Origin of the sequence: Nonomuraea sp. NEAU-A123, assembly GCF_018603905.1 — a bacterium.
In the GTDB taxonomy this organism is placed as follows: Bacteria; Actinomycetota; Actinomycetes; order Streptosporangiales; family Streptosporangiaceae; genus Nonomuraea.
In genome coordinates, this window is the sequence record NZ_JAHFZZ010000033.1 from 41,031 (window position 1) to 58,821 (window position 17,791).

General features: G+C 69.9%; 18 protein-coding genes. 11 read left to right on the top strand and 7 right to left on the bottom strand.

Translation table 11 applies throughout. From position 1 onward, the window contains the following. Positions 1–34: 34 nt before the first annotated feature. Positions 35–2,023: a PhoX family phosphatase gene (locus KLK06_RS53195; protein ID WP_214643597.1), complete on the bottom strand. Its 1,989-nt coding sequence runs from the start codon at positions 2,021–2,023 to the stop codon at positions 35–37. Between the two features lie 167 nt (positions 2,024–2,190). On the opposite strand from KLK06_RS53195, the gene KLK06_RS53200 reads away from it, so the two are divergent. After that, a complete protein-coding gene (locus KLK06_RS53200) occupies positions 2,191–2,628 on the top strand; it encodes a sterol carrier family protein (RefSeq protein WP_374197204.1) in 438 nt (145 codons plus the stop codon). Here the strand turns inward: KLK06_RS53200 and KLK06_RS53205 are convergent. Further along, positions 2,625–3,845 (bottom strand): DUF4190 domain-containing protein, encoded by a 1,221-nt coding sequence (locus tag KLK06_RS53205; protein WP_214643527.1) that lies wholly within the window; start codon positions 3,843–3,845, stop codon positions 2,625–2,627. The genes KLK06_RS53200 and KLK06_RS53205 overlap by 4 nt on opposite strands. A gap of 142 nt (positions 3,846–3,987) precedes the next feature. Between KLK06_RS53205 and KLK06_RS53210 the strand changes: the two genes are divergently transcribed. The 4 genes from KLK06_RS53210 (at position 3,988) to purM (ending at position 7,742) form a co-directional block, all read left to right on the top strand. After that, positions 3,988–4,392, top strand: coding sequence for a MarR family winged helix-turn-helix transcriptional regulator (locus tag KLK06_RS53210; protein WP_214643528.1), 405 nt, complete (start codon positions 3,988–3,990; stop codon positions 4,390–4,392). A 93-nt stretch (positions 4,393–4,485) separates the two neighbouring features. Further along, positions 4,486–5,232, top strand: coding sequence for an SDR family NAD(P)-dependent oxidoreductase (locus KLK06_RS53215; protein WP_214643529.1), 747 nt, complete (start codon positions 4,486–4,488; stop codon positions 5,230–5,232). A 51-nt stretch (positions 5,233–5,283) separates the two neighbouring features. Continuing rightward, positions 5,284–6,720 (top strand): amidophosphoribosyltransferase, encoded by a 1,437-nt coding sequence (gene purF / locus KLK06_RS53220; RefSeq protein ID WP_214643530.1) that lies wholly within the window; start codon positions 5,284–5,286, stop codon positions 6,718–6,720. Beyond that, the gene (gene purM / locus KLK06_RS53225) at positions 6,717–7,742 is read left to right on the top strand and encodes a phosphoribosylformylglycinamidine cyclo-ligase (RefSeq protein WP_214643531.1); all 1,026 of its coding nucleotides are present in this window, start codon (positions 6,717–6,719) and stop codon (positions 7,740–7,742) included. Before purF ends, purM begins: the two co-directional genes overlap by 4 nt. A 233-nt stretch (positions 7,743–7,975) precedes the next feature. Here purM and KLK06_RS53230 read toward each other — a convergent pair whose 3' ends face one another. Both KLK06_RS53230 and KLK06_RS53235 read right to left on the bottom strand, forming a co-directional pair. Continuing rightward, positions 7,976–8,200 (bottom strand): DUF3073 domain-containing protein, encoded by a 225-nt coding sequence (locus KLK06_RS53230; protein WP_214643532.1) that lies wholly within the window; start codon positions 8,198–8,200, stop codon positions 7,976–7,978. Positions 8,201–8,351: 151 nt separating this feature from the next. After that, positions 8,352–9,431 (bottom strand): Glu/Leu/Phe/Val dehydrogenase dimerization domain-containing protein, encoded by a 1,080-nt coding sequence (locus tag KLK06_RS53235; RefSeq protein ID WP_214643533.1) that lies wholly within the window; start codon positions 9,429–9,431, stop codon positions 8,352–8,354. A 111-nt stretch (positions 9,432–9,542) separates the two neighbouring features. Between KLK06_RS53235 and KLK06_RS53240 the strand changes: the two genes are divergently transcribed. Both KLK06_RS53240 and bldC read left to right on the top strand, forming a co-directional pair. Then, on the top strand, positions 9,543–10,406 hold the full coding sequence (locus KLK06_RS53240; RefSeq protein WP_214643534.1) for a hypothetical protein: 864 nt from the start codon (positions 9,543–9,545) through the stop codon (positions 10,404–10,406). Between the two features lie 322 nt (positions 10,407–10,728). Then, positions 10,729–10,932: a developmental transcriptional regulator BldC gene (gene bldC, locus KLK06_RS53245; RefSeq protein ID WP_013133571.1), complete on the top strand. Its 204-nt coding sequence runs from the start codon at positions 10,729–10,731 to the stop codon at positions 10,930–10,932. A gap of 125 nt (positions 10,933–11,057) precedes the next feature. Here bldC and KLK06_RS53250 read toward each other — a convergent pair whose 3' ends face one another. After that, positions 11,058–11,645, bottom strand: coding sequence for a TetR/AcrR family transcriptional regulator (locus KLK06_RS53250; RefSeq protein ID WP_214643535.1), 588 nt, complete (start codon positions 11,643–11,645; stop codon positions 11,058–11,060). Positions 11,646–11,869: 224 nt separating this feature from the next. On the opposite strand from KLK06_RS53250, the gene KLK06_RS53255 reads away from it, so the two are divergent. The 4 genes from KLK06_RS53255 (at position 11,870) to KLK06_RS53270 (ending at position 15,821) form a co-directional block, all read left to right on the top strand. Next, a complete protein-coding gene (locus KLK06_RS53255; RefSeq protein WP_250907458.1) occupies positions 11,870–12,919 on the top strand; it encodes a LacI family DNA-binding transcriptional regulator in 1,050 nt (349 codons plus the stop codon). Between the two features lie 126 nt (positions 12,920–13,045). Continuing rightward, entirely contained in the window at positions 13,046–13,294 is a 249-nt protein-coding gene (locus KLK06_RS53260; protein WP_214643536.1) for a hypothetical protein, read from the top strand. Positions 13,295–13,380: 86 nt separating this feature from the next. Next, on the top strand, positions 13,381–14,226 hold the full coding sequence (locus KLK06_RS53265) for an N-acetylmuramoyl-L-alanine amidase (protein ID WP_214643537.1): 846 nt from the start codon (positions 13,381–13,383) through the stop codon (positions 14,224–14,226). Further along, positions 14,223–15,821 (top strand): beta-N-acetylhexosaminidase, encoded by a 1,599-nt coding sequence (locus tag KLK06_RS53270; RefSeq protein WP_214643538.1) that lies wholly within the window; start codon positions 14,223–14,225, stop codon positions 15,819–15,821. Before KLK06_RS53265 ends, KLK06_RS53270 begins: the two co-directional genes overlap by 4 nt. A gap of 8 nt (positions 15,822–15,829) precedes the next feature. Here KLK06_RS53270 and KLK06_RS53275 read toward each other — a convergent pair whose 3' ends face one another. Both KLK06_RS53275 and KLK06_RS53280 read right to left on the bottom strand, forming a co-directional pair. Further along, a complete protein-coding gene (locus tag KLK06_RS53275; protein WP_214643539.1) occupies positions 15,830–16,609 on the bottom strand; it encodes a nucleotidyltransferase domain-containing protein in 780 nt (259 codons plus the stop codon). A 127-nt stretch (positions 16,610–16,736) separates the two neighbouring features. Then, complete coding sequence (locus tag KLK06_RS53280) at positions 16,737–17,789, bottom strand: quinone-dependent dihydroorotate dehydrogenase (protein WP_214643540.1); 1,053 nt, start codon at positions 17,787–17,789, stop codon at positions 16,737–16,739. Positions 17,790–17,791: the final 2 nt, after the last annotated feature.

Below are 17,791 nucleotides of genomic sequence, written 5' to 3' on the forward strand. Positions count from 1 at the left end.
GCATGGCAGCTTAGAAGCTCAACTTAACTTCAGGTCAAGCGCCGACCTGCTTGCCCTTGGCGTGCCAGACCACGGCGACCGACGGACGCGGCTGGTCACCGTCGGGCCAGCGGCTGGCCGGCTTGTCCGGGGTGGCACCGTCCAGCTCGCCCGGGTGCTGCACCGCGACGAACACGCTGCGCTGGTCCTGGGTGACCATCGGCCCGCAGGTCTCCGCGCCGAGCGGAACCGTGAGGAACTGGCGCAGGTGCCCGCGCTCCTTGCCGCGCACCGGCATCACGAACATGCCGTCGTTGCTGCCGAGCTGGTTGCCGTCGGTGGAGATCCAGAGGTTACCGTCACGGTCGAAGGCCACGTTGTCCGGGCAGGAGATCGGCGAGACCTTCGTCTTGTCGTAGCCGGCGAAGTAGGTCGCGGGGTCGTTCGGGTCGCCGCAGATCAGCGGGAGCGACCAGGCGAACGTCTTCTCCCCCGCGTCGTCGCGCCGCTCGACGATCTCCAGCACGTGGCCGTGCTTGTTGGACGGGCGCGGGTTGGCCTCGTCGACCTGGGCCGCGGTGCGGTTGGTGTTGTTGGTCAGCGCCACGTACACGCCGCCGGTGACCGGGTTGCGCTCCATGTCCTCGGGGCGGTCCATCTTGGTCGCCCCCACCTTGTCGGCGGCGACGCGGGTGTAGACCAGCACCTCGATGGCGGTCATGCCGTCCACGTACGACCTGTCGCCCGAGACCAGCGGGATCCACTGGCCGGAGCCGTCGAAGGCGCCGTCGGACGGCAGCTTGCCCGACCCGTCGATCTCGGCGGCGGGACTGTCGCCGGTGAACTTGGCGACGTAGAGCGTGCCCTCGTCGAGCAGGTTCCGGTTGTGCCGGTCGTTGCCGGGGATGTAGCGGTTCTTCGAGACGAACTTGTAGATGTACTCGAAGCGGGAGTCGTCCCCCATGTACACGACCACGCGGCCGTCACGGGCCAGCGTGGTGTTGGCGGCCTCGTGCTTCAGGCGGCCCAGCGCGGTCCGCTTGACCGGCGTCGAGTCGGGGTCGAACGGGTCGATCTCCACGACCCAGCCGAACCTGTTGGCCTCGTTCGGGTGCTTGGCCAGGTCGAAGCGCTCCTCGACGCGGTCGAACCGGCGGCTGCTCGCCGGGGTGCCGGTCGTGATCGTGTAGCGGGAGATGTAGGGCAACTGCGCCGCCGGGACCTTGTCGCCGTTGACGAAGTACTGGTCGATGTTCTCCTCGGCGGTCAGCACCGTGCCCCACGGCGTCGATCCACCGGAGCAGTTGTTCAGCATGCCGACGGGGGTGCGGCCCTCCGGGTCGGCGGCGGTCTTGAGCGGGTCGCTGCCCGCGGCGGGGCCGCTGAAGCGCATCGGCGTCTGGGCGGTGACGCGCCGGTTGTAGCGCCTGCGGCCGGTGGTGACCAGCTTCCACTGACCGGTGCCGCGTACGCGCTCGATCTCGACGACCGAGCCGCCGTGCGCGGCCAGCGCGATCTTGATCTGCTCCTCGGTGGCGGCGACGCCGGTGGTGTAGCCGCGGAACATCAGGTTCTCGTTGGTGTACTCGTGGTTCACCCACAGCAGGCCGCGGTTAGCGCCCATCGGGAAGAGCGTGACGAAGTCGCAGTTGTACCCGAACTGCTTGGACTGCGCCTCGGCACTCTGGTTGTCGAAGTCGAACGCGGGCGCGTCGGCCGTCACGGGGTCGCCCCAGCGCGCGACGACGGCCGAGGTGTAGCCGTCGGGGACGGTCAGCGCGTCCTCCTTGTTCGGCGGCACGGGGGTGAAGCGGATGTCCCCCGAAGAGTGACCCAAGAGCTCGGCCTGCGGCTCCGTGGGCTCGGCCAGAGCCGGTACGGCTCCGATCCCGACGACCCCGGCGGCCAGGGCGCCCAGGGTGCCGGCGCGGAGCATGCCCCTGCGGGAGATCGCCTGCGCGACCACGTCGCCGAAGTAGGTGTTGTCGCTGGGGTTGGCCACGTCGTGCGCACAAGCGTTGCCGCAGCGGAACCGGCAGGTCATCGCCGATCGGCCAGATGTATGCGTGGGCAGCAGCGGTAGCAGCCGGTTCGCCACAGGTCCTCCAAAAAAGTACGGTCTTCCGGCGGGGACGCTACGACCGTCATCGAAACCGCAGATGAACGACGACCTCCGGCACGATGAACGCTTCCTGGGGACACAATGGTGAGGTGCCTACGCGGAAGCTGGACCCAGAGAAATTGCGGGCCGCACTGGACGCCCAACTCGTGGCGCTGGACGAACCCCCCTTCGACGGGCCGCCGTCGGCACTGGCCGGTGCGCTGGTCTCAGCCGTGCTCGCCGCGTACGAGCGCGACCTCCGGCCCGAGCGGGACGCGGCCCGGCAGGCCGTGCGCTACCTCCTCGACCGGCTGGCGACCGCCGCACCCGGGAGGACGGTGGAGGTGCGTGTGCCGCCGTACGCGGCCGTACAGGCCATCGCGGGGCCACGCCACACGCGCGGCACTCCCCCGAACGTCGTGGAGACGGACGGCCGCACCTGGATCGAGCTCGCGCTGGGCCGCCTCACCTGGGCCGAGGCCATGGCCAAGGGCGCCGTCTCGGCGAGCGGCGCCCGGGCCGACCTGTCCGGCCACCTTCCGCTCTAGCCGTTACGCCGCATCCAGGGGAACTTGTCCTCGAAGCACTTGTCGGCGAGCTGGCCGGGCAGGTGGCCGCACTCCTGGACCACGCTCCAGAACCAGATGGCCACGATGGCGAAGATGATCAGGGCGACGACGCTGATCGCGATGCCCGTGATGGCGCGGCCCTTGCCCACGCCCCTGCTGAGCGCGACGCTGCCGAAGACGATCGACAGGATCGCGGTGAGCAGGCCGGTGAAACAGACGAAGACGAGGAACGGGCTGGCGACACCCAGCACCAGCGAGGCCGTGGCCAGGCCGCTGCCCGGCTTGATGGGCTGACCGGTCTGGTAGGGGCCGTACCCCGGGGGCGGGCCGTAGGGGGGACCGCCGCCGCCGGGCGGGCCGCCGTACGGGCTGGAGGGCGAGGTGCCGGGGACGGCCGGAATGGGCTCGGTCCTCGGCGGAATGTCCCGCTGCTCACCATACGGCGCGGAAGGACCGTATCCCCTGGGGCCGCCTTCGTACGGCGACCCGGGCGGACGGCCTTCCCCGTACGGCGACCCGGCCGGGCGACCTTCCCCGAACGACTGCCCGGGCGGGCGACCTTCCCCGAACGGCTGCCCGGCACCCTCACCGGACGGCTGCGGACGGGCGTCCTCGAACGGCCACTCGGCGCCCTCATCAGCCTGGCGGCCTTCCCCGTACGGCGGCGCGGCGCCCTCACCAGACGGCGGGCGGGCCCCCTCGGACGGCGGCGGCTGCGCGCCGGGTGGCGCGAACGATGGCCGGTCGTCCTGCGATGACGGCGGCGGCTCCTCCGGTGGCGTGGTCGCCGGCTCGTAGCGCGACGGTGTCGTGGACCCCGGCGCGCCGGGCTCCCCGCCGTCGCGCTCCCAGCCCGGATAGGTCGGCCGCGCCCCGGGCATCGGGAACGCCTGAGTCTGCTCCGCGTCCCCCTCCTGGGCCGCGGCCGGGCCCGGCGTCTCGGGAGAGGTGGGCAGGTCGGGGTGGAACGGCGTCCGCGGCTCCCCTCCGGGACGCGGCGGCTCCTCCCGGGGCACCACCGGCGGCGCGGGCGTGATCGGCTCCTCGGTGCCGGGCTCCCCGCCCTCCCCGTTGGCGCCCGTGCCGGAGTCGCCGGGCGTCCTGCCGGTGGGCTCGTCCTCGCGCGGCGGCTCGTCCCGCGAGGGGCGGTCGCCGTCGTTCGGTCGGGGATGGTTCGGATCTCCAGGTGTGGTCACGTCTGCGTCTCCCGACGGGTCTGCATGCCGGATACTTCACCCTTTCGCGCATGCCACCACCGAAACCGCGCGACACGGTAAAACCCCCCTCATCCTTGGGTCACCATGCGCCAAACCGGCAGGCGGCAGGCAAGATGAGGACATGCTGGAAGAGACCCTGACCTACGCGCTGATCATGGTCATGAAGACGAAACGCAACCAGATGGCCGCGGCCCTGGTCCCGCTGGGCCTGCACGGCGGTCAGGAACTGCTGCTCAACCAGCTATGGCAGCAGGACGGCCTCACCCAGAGCGAGCTCATCGGCCGGCTGGGCGTCGAGCCGCCGACCGTCACCAAGACCGTCCAGCGCCTGGAACGGGCCGGCTTCCTGCACCGCACCCCGGACCCCGACCGGCCGCGGGTGAGCCGCGTCTGGCTGACCGACGCGGGCCGGGCCGTCCGCGAGCCCGTGGAACAGATCTGGGCCAGGATGGACGAAGAGCTGCTGGGCACCTTCGACGCGGAGGAGCGCGACGTGTTCGCCCGCCTGCTGCGTGCCATGCCCTAAGAACCCTTTCACTCCCAGCGAAACCGCCTTGCGGTCCGGCGTTCAGATGAGATTAGCTGGCTAATTAGTCGGCTAATCAACGAGGAGTTCATCATGCACGTACTCATCACCGGGGGTTCCTCCGGCATCGGTGCGGCCACCGCCGTCGCCTACGGAGCCACGGGAGCCCGCGTCACCATCACCTACAACTCCGGCGAAGAGCGGGCGGCCCAGGTGGTCAAGCGAGTGGAGCAGGCCGGCGGCACGGCCGCGGCCGTGCACCTCGACCTGGAGGACCACGCGAGCATCACCGCCGCCGCGCGGGAAGTGGGGCCGGTCGACGCGCTGGTCGCCAACGCGGTGCGCTGGGGCACGATCATGCCCAACAGCGTCTCCTTCGAAGAGGTGCCCGCGGCGGAGTGGACGGCCGCCCTGCACGCGAACGTGGTCGGCAACGCCGTTCTCGTGGGGGCCGTGCTGCCCGGCATGCGGCGCAACGGTTTCGGGCGGATCGTGTTCGTGTCGTCGGGTGCGGCGGAGGAGGGACTGCCGGGCCCCGGGGCGTACGGCACGGCCAAGATGGCCCTGCACGGCATGGCCCGCGCGCTCGCCTGGGAGGCCGGCAAGGACGGCATCCTGGTGAACGTGGCCGCCGCCGGATTCACTCTCACCGAGCGCGAACGGCCCGTCCCACAGGAGGTCGTGGACACGCTCGCCGCCCGTACCCCCACCCGGCGACTCTCGACGGCGGACGACCTGGCGGCGCTGATCGTCTTCCTCGGCTCCGCGGCGAACCGCAACCTCACCGGAGAGATCATCCGCGACGGATCCACCGCCGGCCGGTCGGCACATGCCCTCTGATCTGGCCCCCGGGTGCGCGAGCAGGGGAGCGGCCAACCTAGACTGAAGCACGTGCTGAAAGGCGACGGCCGGCTCGGCCATGACCTGGACCCCCAAGACCGTGCTCCGCAAGACGCCTGTGGCGTCTTCGGCGTCTGGGCTCCAGGCGAGGAAGTCTCCAAACTCACCTACTACGGACTGTACGCGTTGCAACACCGCGGACAGGAGTCCGCGGGCATCGCGGTCAGCGAGGGCAGCCGCATCCTCGTCTACAAGGACATGGGCCTGGTCGCCCAGGTCTTCGACGAATCGGTGCTCGGCACGCTCCGGGGCCATCTGGCCATCGGCCACTGCCGCTACTCCACGACCGGCTCCAGTGTGTGGGAGAACGCCCAGCCCACGCTCAGCTCCACCGACGTCGGCGGCCTCGCGCTCGCCCACAACGGCAACCTGATCAACACCCCGGAGCTGGCCCAGCGGCTGGCCCCCGGGGCGACCAGGGCGAGCACCGACACCGACGTGCTCACCACACTGCTCGCCCAGGACCGTGACCGGTCCATCGAGGACGCGGCGGCCGAGCTGCTGCCGCAGGTCAAGGGCGCCTACTCGCTGGTGTTCATGAACGAGAAGACCCTCTACGCGGCCCGCGACCCGCAGGGCATCCGCCCGCTGGTCCTGGGCCGCCTGGAGCGGGGCTGGGTGGTGGCCTCCGAGACGGCCGCGCTCGACATCGTGGGCGCCACGTTCACCCGCGAGATCGAGCCGGGCGAGCTGCTCACCATCGACGAGCGGGGCGTCAGGTCGCGCCGGTTCGCGCTGGCCGAGCCGAAGGGCTGCCTGTTCGAGTACGTCTACCTGGCCCGCCCCGACACCACCATCGCCGGGCGCGGCGTCCAGGTCACCCGGGTCGAGGTCGGCCGTGAGCTGGCCCGCGAGCACCCCGTCGAGGCCGACCTGGTCATCCCGACGCCCGAGTCCGGCACTCCCGCCGCCGTCGGCTACGCGCAGCAGAGCGGCATCCCCTACGGCCAGGGCCTGGTGAAGAACTCCTACGTCGGCCGCACCTTCATCCAGCCCTCGCAGACCATCCGGCAGCTCGGCATCAGGCTCAAGCTCAACCCGCTGCGCGAGGTCGTCGAGGGCAAGCGCCTGGTCGTCGTGGACGACTCGATCGTGCGTGGCAACACCCAGCGCGCGATCGTCAGGATGCTGCGCGAGGCCGGCGCCAAAGAGGTGCACGTACGCATCTCCTCGCCGCCCGTGGCCTGGCCGTGCTTCTATGGCATCGACTTCGCGACCAGGGCCGAGCTCATCGCGGGCTCGCTCACCGTCGAGGAGATCCGTGCCTCGCTCGGCGCCGACTCGCTGGGCTACATCTCGCTGGAGGGCCTGACCAAGGCCACCACCATCCCCGCCGAACGCCTGTGCCGGGCCTGCTTCGACGGTTCCTACCCCATCCCCATCGACCAGGACAACGTGGGCAAGTTCGTGTTGGAGAGCAAGGCGTGACGACGTACGAGGCCGCCGGAGTCGACATCGAGGCGGGCGAGCGCGCCGTCTCCCTGATGAAGGCAAAGGTGGCCCGCTCCCGCCGGCCCGAGGTGGTCGACGACGCCAGCGGCTTCGCCGGCCTGTTCGACGCCTCGGCCCTGCTGCGCTACCAGCGCCCGCTGCTGGCCACCTCGACCGACGGCGTGGGCACCAAGGTCATGCTCGCCCAGCGATACGGCAAGCACGACACGATCGGCATCGACCTCGTCGCCATGGTCCTCGACGACCTGGTGGTGTGCGGCGCCGAGCCGCTGTTCATGACCGACTACATCGCCTGCGGCAAGGTGGTGCCCGAGCGGATCGCCGAGATCGTGGGCGGCGTCGCCGAGGGCTGCCGGCTGGCCGGAGCGGCCCTGCTCGGCGGCGAGACCGCCGAACACCCGGGAGCCATGGGGCCCGACGAATACGACCTGGCGGGCGCGGGCACCGGCGTCGTGGAGGCGTCGGCCATGCTCGGCGCCTCCCGCGTGCGGGCCGGCGACGCGGTGCTCGGCCTGGCGTCGTCGGGAGTGCACTCCAACGGCTATTCGCTGGTACGCCACGTGCTGCGCGAGTCGTCACTGTCGCTCGACGCCCACCTCCCCGAGCTGGCCAGGCCGCTGGGCGCCGAGCTGCTGGAGCCCACCCGGATCTACTCGCTCGACTGCCTGGAGCTGGCCCGCGCGGTGGACGTGCACGCCTACGCCCACATCACGGGCGGCGGCATCGAGAGCAACCTGTCCCGCTCACTCCCCGACCACCTGGACGCCGCCCTCGACCGCTCGTCGTGGACCCCGCCACCGATCTTCTCGGTCCTGGCCGGCCACGGCGGCATCGAACAGAAGGACATGGACAAGACCTTCAACCTGGGCGTCGGCATGGCCGCCATCGTGTCCCAGGAGTCAGCAGACGAAGCCCTACGCCTACTGGCCGACCGCGGTCTGGATGCATGGGTCCTGGGAGAAATCACCGAGGGCACCGGCAAAGCCGGCTACCGCTGACACGGGTGGCAGGGGTTGCCGCTGGGCGACACCTGCCGCCGCTTCGCCACCCAGATGGTCTCACCGTCTTGTAACGGCGCCCGGCCCTGTGCGGGCTCAGCAGCCGTATTCCTGGAGGCCCCCAGCCCTGAACGGCGGGTGGCGGCCAGGTTGGCCGTGCCGTAACCCCAAAAAAAGAAAATTCGCCCCACGGGTGGGTGCCGTGGGGCGGACTCGCTCAACCAGAAGAACGACTACGAACGTCCGGACGAACGATCGTCGTCGTTGTTGCTGTAGTCATCGGCGTAATCGGCATAGCGATCCGCCAGCTCATCGCTGAGGTCGTCGGCGTCGTCATTGTCGCTGGAGTCTCCGACCCCGAGTTCATCGCGAAGACGATCAAGATCCGTGCCACCGCTGTTGTACTTCAGCTGGCGAGCAACCTTGACCTGCTTGGCCTTTGCTCGGCCGCGCCCCATTGGCTCGACCCCCTCGTGTGGGGTCGTCCCCGACCCCTCGTCGCTAACGCACCACACACTGACGCCGCCTGACTTTGGGCGTCAGCCTATCGTTCGCCTATTACCGTACCTGTTTTGTGCCCAGCTCGGTACGCCGTATGGGCGTGGGGCGTCAGTGGCCCAGCCAAATGCCCCTAATACGCCCGACTTCCGACATTCTGCGCTCGGCCAGCCTATCTGCTGCGACCGCCGGAGGGACGCCCTCCTCGCCCGCGATCGCGAAGATCTTCAGAGTCGTGTCATAGATCTGGGTCGTCTTGGCTCTGGCACGCTCCATGCTGAAGCCCTCGAGCTCGTCCGCGACCTGGATCACGCCGCCTGAGTTGACCACGTAGTCGGGCGCGTAGAGGATGCCGCGCTCCGCGAGCTGCTTCTCGACCCCGGGATGGGCGAGCTGGTTGTTGGCCGCACCACAGACGATCTTGGCGCGGAGCGTGGCCGACGCGTGGTCGTCGAGCGCCCCGCCCAGCGCGCAGGGGGCGAACACGTCGATGTCCGCCGCGATGAGCGCCGCCGCGTCGGCCACGACGTTCACCTCGGGGTGGCGCTGCCGTACGCGCTCGACCGCCTTGGGGTCGACGTCGCAGACGACCACTTCGGCCCCGTCCTCGCACAGCAGGTCCACCAGCCGGTGGCCGACCTTGCCGACGCCCTCGACGCCGACCCGCCTGCCGTGCAGCGACGGCGTGCCGTACACGCGCTCGGCCGAGGCCCGCATGCCCTGGAAGACGCCGAACGCGGTGAGGATCGAGGAGTCGCCGGCGCCGCCGTGGGCCAGCGTGCGGCCGACCACGAAGCGCGACTCCCTCGCGACGACGTCCATGTCCTCGCTGTAGGTGCCCACGTCACAGGCGGTGATGTAGCGCCCGCCGAGCGACTGGATGAAGCGGCCGTAGGCGCGCAGCAGCGCCTCGCTCTTGTCCCGGGCCGGGTCGCCGATGATGACGGCCTTGCCGCCGCCGAGATCGAGACCGGCCAGCGCGTTCTTGTAGGCCATGCCCTTGGCCAGGTTGAGCACGTCGGCCAGGGCCGCCTGCTCGTCCGGGTAGGGGTAGAACCTGGTCCCTCCCAGGGCCGGCCCCAGCGCGGTGTTGTGGATGGCGATGATGGCACGCAGGCCGCTCTGCTCGTCTGCGCAGAAAACGACCTGCTCATGGACGTCCTTGTGGGACGAGCCGAAGACATCGGTCACGGTAGTGACTCCCTGTCCGTTACAGTCCGTCGCTCCGTTGCGACGGATATCGCTTCTCAGCGTAATAGCCGCGACGGTGCGAGCAGGTTGTCTTCATGACACGATGCCTCCGTGCTGCCCTATGCCGCTTACCTCCGGGTCTACGAGCCGCTGACCGCGTTCGCCGAGTCCGAGCGCAAGGTCTGGGCCGAGTACGCCGAATCGCGCGACCGCCCCCGCCGGGCCACCGCGCTCAACGCCGAGCACGACGAGGCCGTCAGGCGGCTGCTCGGCATGCCGCCCCACCCGGCACCCGCGCAGGAGAGCCCCAACGCCTATCTGCGGCGCGTTGAGGACCGGCTCTATGTCTGTCCGTGGCAGACGCGGTTGCGCTCGTGGCTGGCGTTCTCAAGGCTGCGTGGCAGCACTCCCGTGAAGCTCCTGGACCGGTTCGTCCCGAAGGCGATCGCCGAGCAGACCGCCGACGACTTCGACCGGTACAAGCGCACGGGTGACTCCTCCGCGCTCCGGACCCACATCCGCACCACGGCGTGGCACGTGCCACCCGCGTGGTTCGTGCCCTTCGACGGGAACGAGCGCTGGCTGGTGCTCGGCTCCTCCACTCCGGGACAGGACGTGACCACCACGACGGGACGCAATCTCATCTACGTCACCTCCATGGCCCAGGCCAGGAGGCGTTCCGCGCGGGCGCTGCAGGTGCTGCGCAGGCACCTGGGCGAGGTGTCGGCCAACTTCGACGTGGAGGACGTGGCCAGGTGGCTCGAGGAGTTCCACCCGCACTCGCTGGTTGAGCTGGATTACGGCGGGTTGGTACACCTTATGAATGATGACGCTCTGCAAGCGGATCAGTCCGTCGCGGAGCTCTCCGCGGCCCTCACGGGGCTGGACACGGGTCAAGAAGAGCTTGCCTACGCCATGTATCAGAGGGTGATCCTGCGCTGGAAGTCAATGCAACTTCTGGAATCTGCCAACTGAACCCCAATACAACCGTCTGACCTGCATAAGTAGGTCATGACTCGCGGCTGCTCTCTTCTGCGAACTGAGTAGTTTGCCGTTTTCACTGCGATACCACGAAACGTGTCGCTAGAATCACCGAGCGTGACATCGCCATGTGAGCGGGCAGTTGGGTCAAAGAAGGGCTCGCAAATCGCTCTGCGTGGCGGTATGGTCACTTCGGGTGATGCCGCATATGGCTCAGAAAAGCCGCACGCTCTGGGCTATAGGGGGACATCCGTGACACGCGCAAAGGGAGTCACAGGATCGCTGAGCCGGTCCACACGGAGGAGAGGCCGCACAAATGTCAGCTCGTACACCCGAGGCCGAGCCGCTGCTCACGCCCGCTGAGGTCGCGACCATGTTCAGGGTCGACCCCAAGACCGTTACCCGGTGGGCGAAGGCAGGCAAGTTGACGTCGATTCGTACCCTCGGCGGTCACCGGCGTTACCGGGAGACCGAGGTCCGGGCACTGCTGGCGGGCATTCCGCAGCAGCGCTCGGAGTAGTGCCGGGGTCGTCACGAACCTCAGGGGGGTTGAATGGTGGGCCGTGCTGGACAGCCCGGTCCACCCAGGTGACGACGTCATGTCGTAGTGGGAAGCTGGCGCCGCCCGCCCGGCGCCATCCTTCCCTAGGCGAGCTGCTCCCTGGTCAGTAGATCCAGCAGCCCGTCGACCTCCGTGTCATAGCCGGCGGCTACTCTGAGTAGCGCCACCATGTGATCGACGAGCATCTTCTCCAGCGTCGCGCGCTCGATGTCGCGGTGCTCCAGCCAGTCCAGGCCCGCGGTCTCCACCGACGCGATCCACGATCTCAGCGTCGTACGCAGCACCGGACTCGGCCGCTCGACCCGCATCTGCCGCTGGATGAGCCAGAAAAGGCGTTGCCGCACCCCGTCGACGATCTCCCCGATCTCCCCCGCCCGGTTGGCGGGGCCGCCGCGCAGCAGCGCCGCGAAGCCGGCCGCGTGCTCCTCGACGAAGTCGAAGTAGCGCCGCAGCCCTGAGGCGAGTTCGTCCAGCGGCCTGCCGCCGCCCTGCGGGCGCAGCCGCGACTCCAGTTGCTCGGCCGCGCTCTTCAGCGCCGCCACGTACAGCTCCTGCTTGCCGCCGAAGTAGTGGTAGACCAGTGCCCGCGAAGCGCCGGCGGCCGAGGCCACGTCGTCGATCGAGACGTCTTCCGCGTCGCGTGTGCTGAAGAGCTCGAGTGCCGCGGCCATGAGCTCCTCGCGACGGCGATCCACGCTGAGCCTGCGCCGAGCCGGTCGGGCCGCTTCGGCTGACTTCCCGGGTGTCACAAGTGCACAGTATCCGACGGCCTGCCTAATAGCGGACATGTAGCCAACCGGTCAATATCAGCCTTCCCTAACCTGAAGCCGTACCCTGTGGCGAACTCGATCGTTTGGTCAGACAGGTGCCCAACTTCGCATCGCGGGGGAGACACATGTCAGGACCACCCGTCAACACTTCAACTATCGCCGAGCTCCGCGAGGTAGACGCGGTGCCTCGGCCAAGGCCGACCATCCGCAATGTCGCCGAGCGAGCCGGCGTCTCGAAATCGCTGGTCTCGCTCGTACTGCGCGGATCCCCGCACGTGAGCGAGCATCGGCGGCAAGCCGTGCTGCAGGCGGCTCGCGAGCTCGGCTACCGGCCCAACGCGGTCGCGCGGAGCCTCGTCGAAGGCCGTACCCACCTCATCGGCGCGCTCGTCGCCGACCTGCACAACCCGTTCTACGCCGAGTTCCTCGACGGTCTGCAGGAGAGCCTGCACGGCGACGGACTGCGCATGCTGATCGGCAACAGCCAGTGGGACCCCGCTTTCGAGGACGAGGCCGTGGAGGCCTTCCTGGAGCTCAGGGTCGACGGGCTGGTGCTGCTCGGCATCGCGCCGACCAGCGAGACGCTGATCGAGGCGACCTCCTACACGCCCACGGTCGTCGTAGGGGAACGTGACATCGAGCTCGAGGGCGTCGACATCGTCGTCGACGACGACCAGCTCGGCGCCCGTCTGGCCATCGACCACCTGGTCGACCACGGCCACAAGCGGATCGCGCACATCGAGGGTCCGCGCTCATCACGCTGCGAGGGTTATCTCGTGGCGATGCGCAGGCACTCGCTGGCGCCGTACATCATGGTCGAGGCCGCGGAGTCGACCGAGGAGGACGGCCGGCAGGCCGCCCTCGCCCTGCTCAGCCGCGAACCCAGGCCCACGGCGATCTTCGCCGCCAACGACGTGGTGGCGCTCGGCGTCCTCTCGGCCGCGGCGGAACTGGGTCTGAAGGTGCCGGACGACCTGTCGGTGGTCGGTTACGACAACACCCACCTGGCTGCCTCGCACCACATCTCTCTCACCTCCGTCGACCAACCGCGCCGCACCATGGGCCGGTCCGCGGCGGCCCTGCTCAGCGACCGGATCGGAGACCCCTCGAAAGTCGCCCGTCTACGCCAGGTGACCCCCGAACTGATCGTTCGGCGAAGCACGGGCCCCGCTTAGGGAGGGCCGAAGGAGCACGGGTCCCGTTTAGAGAGGGCCAAAGCTGGGTCAACCCGTGCGGCGGCGGCGCCGCACGGAGGTTTACTCATCAGGTCAAGCGACACGATCTGATCCGGGGGGACAGCCATGCGTGATCCGGAACTGGTGTCCTGCGCCCAGCGCGCGGCGACCGAGCTCGAACGCGCCTGGGCGCAGTGGCGCGCAAGCAGGGACAGGGGTACCGACGTCGGCGCGGAGTCCGTGGCCAGCTACGTCGCCCACTCCCTCGACCACCCATGGGGCCGTCCCCGCGTCGTTCTCGGTCTCGACGCCGAGGACGCACGGGAGCTGGCCGCGCTGCTCGAACGGCAGGAGGTGGGCGAACACGTCTGGTGACGCCCGCCCTTGAGGTGAGCCTCCGGCGGGGACCGCTCTGGACATAAGCGTCAGGCGAGGACCGCTCTTGACGTAAGTTGGAACGCATGCGTGCTCTTCCTGCGTCACTCCTCGCTGTCTGCGGCCTGATTGCCACCGCGTGCGGCAGCACCGGCAGCGGTGGCGCCGCGGCAGGTCAGGCCGCCCAAGCGGCCGCGACGACCCTGGCCCCCGCCCCGGCTCAGGCTCGTACCACGCCCCAGGCTCGCGCCAAGCCCCAGGCCGCGGCCCGGCCGCTGGAGGGCAAGACCATCGTCATCGACCCGGGGCACAACGGCGGAAACTACCGCGATCCGAAGGCCGTCAACCGCAAGGTCAACGTGCTGACCAAATGGAAGCCGTGTGACACGACGGGGACCGAGACGGACAGCCATTACACCGAGGCCGCCTTCACCTGGGACGTCTCCAACCGCGTGGTCAAGATCCTCAAGGCCCGCGGTGCCGCGGTGAAGCTGACCAGGGCCGACAACAGCAGCGTCGGGCCGTGCATCACCGAGCGGGCCGCGATCGGCAACAAGGCCAAGGCCGACGCCGCCATCTCCGTGCACGGCGACGGCGCCCCGGCCGCCAACCACGGCTTCCACGTCATCATGCCGAAGAAGATCAACGGCCCGGTCGACCCCGTCGTGGCCGACTCGCGCAAGCTGGGCCTGGCCGTGCGTGACGCGTACAAGAAGGAGACCGGCCTGCCCTATTCGACCTACATCGGCAGCAAGGCCCTCGACTTCCGCAATGATCTCGGCGGGCTCAACCTGTCGACCGTGCCGAAGATCTTCATCGAGTGCGGCAACATGCGTAACCCGGCTGAGGCGGCCAAGTTCCAGAATTCCGCGTTCCGGCAGCGGATCGCGGTGGCGCTGGCCGATGGTTTGCAGCACTATCTCAAAGCATGATTCCTCGCCCCAATCTGCTGAACGATCTCTCCGGTTCCTACGAGCTGACCTCGGGCGCGGCCGTCTCGGGGCCCGAGGACCTGGTGGACGCCGTACGACTGGCGCTGCCGGTGCTCGACCTGCGGCCGGGCGACGCGGGAGCCGTCGATCTGCGGCACGACCCAGCCCTCGGCCCGGAGGCGTACCGGCTGGTCGTGGGGTCGCGCGGGGTGGAGATCACGGCGGGTGACCGGGCGGGCGCCTTCTACGCGGGGCAGTCGCTGCACCAGTTGCTGCCGCCCGCGTCCTACCGTTTCGCGGCCGAGGCGGCGTGGACCGTTCCGGGGGTGCGGATCGAGGACGCTCCCCGTTTCTCCTGGCGGGGGCTGCACCTCGACGTGGCCAGGCACTTCTTCCCCAAGCGTGAGGTGCTCCGCCTGGTCGACCTGATGGGGATGCACAAGCTCAACCGGCTCCACCTGCACCTGGTCGACGACCAGGGCTGGCGGGTGGAGAGCAGGGCGTACCCGCGGCTGCACGAGGTGGCCTCGCACCGCTCTCGCACCGCGACCAACCACTACCGCGAGCCCGACGCCTACGACGAGATCCCGCACGGCGGCTACTACTCGCTCGACGACCTGACGGAGATCGCCGCCTACGCGCGAGCCCGTGCGGTCACCGTCGTGCCGGAGATCGACGTGCCGGGGCACGCCCAGGCGATCCTGGCCGCCTATCCGGAGTTCGGCTCCTCCGACGACGACTATCAGGTGCTGGAGCGGTGGGGCATCACCCCGGCCATCCTGTCTCCCATGCCGCCCACGGTCGAGTTCCTGACCGCGATCTTCGACGAGCTGATCGGCGCCATCGGCGAGACCCCCTACGTGCACATCGGCGGCGACGAGGTGGTGCTCGACCACTGGGCCGCCTCCCCCGAGATCACCGCCTACCGCGACTCGCTGGGCCTTTCGTCCATGGGCGAGTTGCAGGCGTGGTTCCTGCGCCGGCTCGCCGACGTGCTCGCGGACCGCGGCGCGCGGGCGGTCGTGTGGGACGAGGCGTTCGTCAGCGGCGAGCTGCGGCACGACACGCTGGTGATGCCGTGGCGCGGGATGGGCGTCGGCCGGCGGGCCGCCGCGGCGGGCCACGAGGTGATCGCGACGCCGGTGTTCCCGCTGTACTTCGACTACGCGGAGTCGGCGGCGGCCGACGAGCCCATGGCGATCGGTGACGCGATCACCGTCGCCGACGTCGCGGCCTTCTCCCCCGCCCCGGACGACTGGTCCGGCAAGGAGCGGTCGCGGGTCGTCGGGGCCCAGGCCCAGCTCTGGACCGAGCGCATCCCCGACCCTCGTACGCTCGACTACCGGGCATGGCCGCGGGCGTGCGCCCTGGCGGAGGTGGCGTGGTCCGGCTCAGCCGGGGCCGACTTCCCGGCCCGTCTGGAGGAGCATCTCGGCCGGCTCGACGCGATCGGGGTGGAGTACCGGCCGCTGGACGGGCCCAAGCCGTGGCAGCGGCGCAGACCTCACCGGCCCGCCACGGTACGCGTGGCCGAGGTCATGAAGCGGGTGGACTCGATGACCCACGACGCGGAGTCGACCAGACCCAGCGTGTGAGCCGTGCGTCACATCTCCAGCACCATGGTCATGAAGGCCAGCAGATCGGCCCGCCGCCGGAACGGATTGCGGTAGAGCGCGGGCCCGCCGAGCCTGATTCGCAGCGCCTCGCGCACGATCCGGTGCCAGCGCGCGTCGAACGCCTCCAGCGCGTATTCACCGGCGGCGGTCTTCGACGTCACCTCGCCCACCGCGAGCGTCTGGCGCAGGCGGGCGATGCCGAGCACGCCCCACGCGGTCTGGTACTCGCTCAGCGCGAGCACGCCCGGCCGGGAGGCCGGCCGGGCGCTGTACTGTACCCATCTGGTCCAGTACGTCGCCAGGTTCGCCCTGGTCTGCCGGGCGAGCGTGTCCCAGTCGGTGTGGATGCCGAGCTGGGCCGCCGACGGCCCTCTCACGGCCACGCCACCCTGGGCCAGCACGTGCCAGGTGACCAGGCCGCGCTCGAACCGTCCCGACTCGGTCAGCCGCCATTCGTGCACCGACGACCCATCGGGCGCCTGCGCCGGGTCCTTGCGCAGGTCGTCCCAGGTGACGTAGAGGCCGTCGAAGTACGGCTTGGCCCCACGGGTCTTCAGCTCGGTGTGGATCGTACGAAGCACGGCGGGATCGGGCGGCCGGCCGGTCACCGCGACGAAGTCGACGTCGCTCACCCGTGGCCGGTAGTCGCCCAGCGCGATCGATCCCTGCAGGTACAGCCCCTCGATCAGACCGGGCGCGTGGCGATCGGCCAGTTCGAGGTAGTCCCGGCACAGGCGCGCGGGCGTGTCGTGCAGATCATCGAGCATCCGGGAACCCTAGCAACGCCGGGAACGCAGGCTGTCACAGTTGGCTCGTTCTTCCACCTGCTGTGGGCTCCACGCCGTCCACCCGTTTCAGGCCGTTTCAGGCCACACGACCTCAGGCCGTACGACTTCAGGCCGTACGGCCGATCGCTTCCGAGATCGAGGTGAGGCCGTGGCGGCGGACGCGGCGCGCGAGCTGCCGGTGGATGCGCGCGGCCCAGAACGGCCCGCCGTAGATCCACCCGGTGTAGCCCTGGACCAGCGTGGCCCCGGCGAGCAGGCGCTCCCAGACGTCGTCGACGTCCTCCACGCCGCCCACGGAGACCAGCGTGAGCCGGTCGCCGACGCGGGCCCGCAGCCGGCGCAGCACCTGCAGGGAGCGCGCCTTGAGCGGGCGGCCCGACAGTCCGCCGGTCTCGCCGCCGTGCCGGATCGTGGTGTTGGTCGCGATGATCCCGTCGAGTCCCAGCTCCAGCGCCAGGTCGGCGACCGCGTCGACGTCCTCGTCCGCCAGGTCGGGCGCGATCTTCACCAGCAGCGGGGTACGGCGCGGCGTGCCGTCGGCGACCTCCTTGACCGAGGCGAGCAGCGGGCGCAGCAGCGACACGGCCTGCAGGTCGCGCAGTCCGGGAGTGTTGGGCGAGCTCACGTTGACCACGAGATAGTCGGCCAGCGACGCCAGCTCCTTGGCACTGGCCACATAGTCGGCGACGGCCTCGGCCTCGGGCACCACCTTGGTCTTGCCGATGTTGACCCCGACCACGACCGGCAGCCCCCGGGTGCGGCGCAGGCGGCGCGACGCGGCCACCGCCCCGGCGTTGTTGAAGCCCATCCGGTTGATGACGGCCCGTCCCGGCACCAGCCTGAACAGCCGGGGCCGGGGGTTGCCCGGCTGGGCGTGCGCGGTGATGGTGCCGACCTCGACATGGCCGAAGCCCAGGGCGGCGACGCCCTCGGCGCAGGCGGCGTCCTTGTCGAACCCGGCGGCCAGGCCGAGCGGTCCGGGGAAGTGCACGCCGAACGCGCTGACGCGCAGAACCGGGTCGTGCGGCGCGAGCGCTCGATAGAGCAGCCGCTTGAGCAGGGGGAGCGCCGAGAGCAGCGCGAGGGCCCTGACAGTCAGATGGTGCACGGCCTCGGCGTCGAAACGTCGCAAGACCTGCGTGAACACGAGGCGATACATCA

Excerpts from the sequence above, each read along its gene's own strand:
- KLK06_RS53275 (WP_214643539.1), bottom strand. The coding sequence starts at position 16,609 with ATGCTCGATGATCTGCACGACACGCCCGCGCGCCTGTGCCGGGACTAC.
- bldC (WP_013133571.1), top strand. The coding sequence starts at position 10,729 with ATGTCAGCTCGTACACCCGAGGCCGAGCCGCTGCTCACGCCCGCTGAG.
- KLK06_RS53195 (WP_214643597.1), bottom strand. The coding sequence starts at position 2,023 with ATGACCTGCCGGTTCCGCTGCGGCAACGCTTGTGCGCACGACGTGGCC.
- KLK06_RS53265 (WP_214643537.1), top strand. The coding sequence starts at position 13,381 with ATGCGTGCTCTTCCTGCGTCACTCCTCGCTGTCTGCGGCCTGATTGCC.
- KLK06_RS53260 (WP_214643536.1), top strand. The coding sequence starts at position 13,046 with ATGCGTGATCCGGAACTGGTGTCCTGCGCCCAGCGCGCGGCGACCGAG.
- KLK06_RS53230 (WP_214643532.1), bottom strand. The coding sequence starts at position 8,200 with ATGGGGCGCGGCCGAGCAAAGGCCAAGCAGGTCAAGGTTGCTCGCCAG.
- KLK06_RS53250 (WP_214643535.1), bottom strand. The coding sequence starts at position 11,645 with ATGGCCGCGGCACTCGAGCTCTTCAGCACACGCGACGCGGAAGACGTC.
- KLK06_RS53270 (WP_214643538.1), top strand. The coding sequence starts at position 14,223 with ATGATTCCTCGCCCCAATCTGCTGAACGATCTCTCCGGTTCCTACGAG.
- KLK06_RS53215 (WP_214643529.1), top strand. The coding sequence starts at position 4,486 with ATGCACGTACTCATCACCGGGGGTTCCTCCGGCATCGGTGCGGCCACC.
- KLK06_RS53210 (WP_214643528.1), top strand. The coding sequence starts at position 3,988 with ATGCTGGAAGAGACCCTGACCTACGCGCTGATCATGGTCATGAAGACG.
- KLK06_RS53255 (WP_250907458.1), top strand. The coding sequence starts at position 11,870 with ATGTCAGGACCACCCGTCAACACTTCAACTATCGCCGAGCTCCGCGAG.
- KLK06_RS53280 (WP_214643540.1), bottom strand. The coding sequence starts at position 17,789 with ATGTATCGCCTCGTGTTCACGCAGGTCTTGCGACGTTTCGACGCCGAG.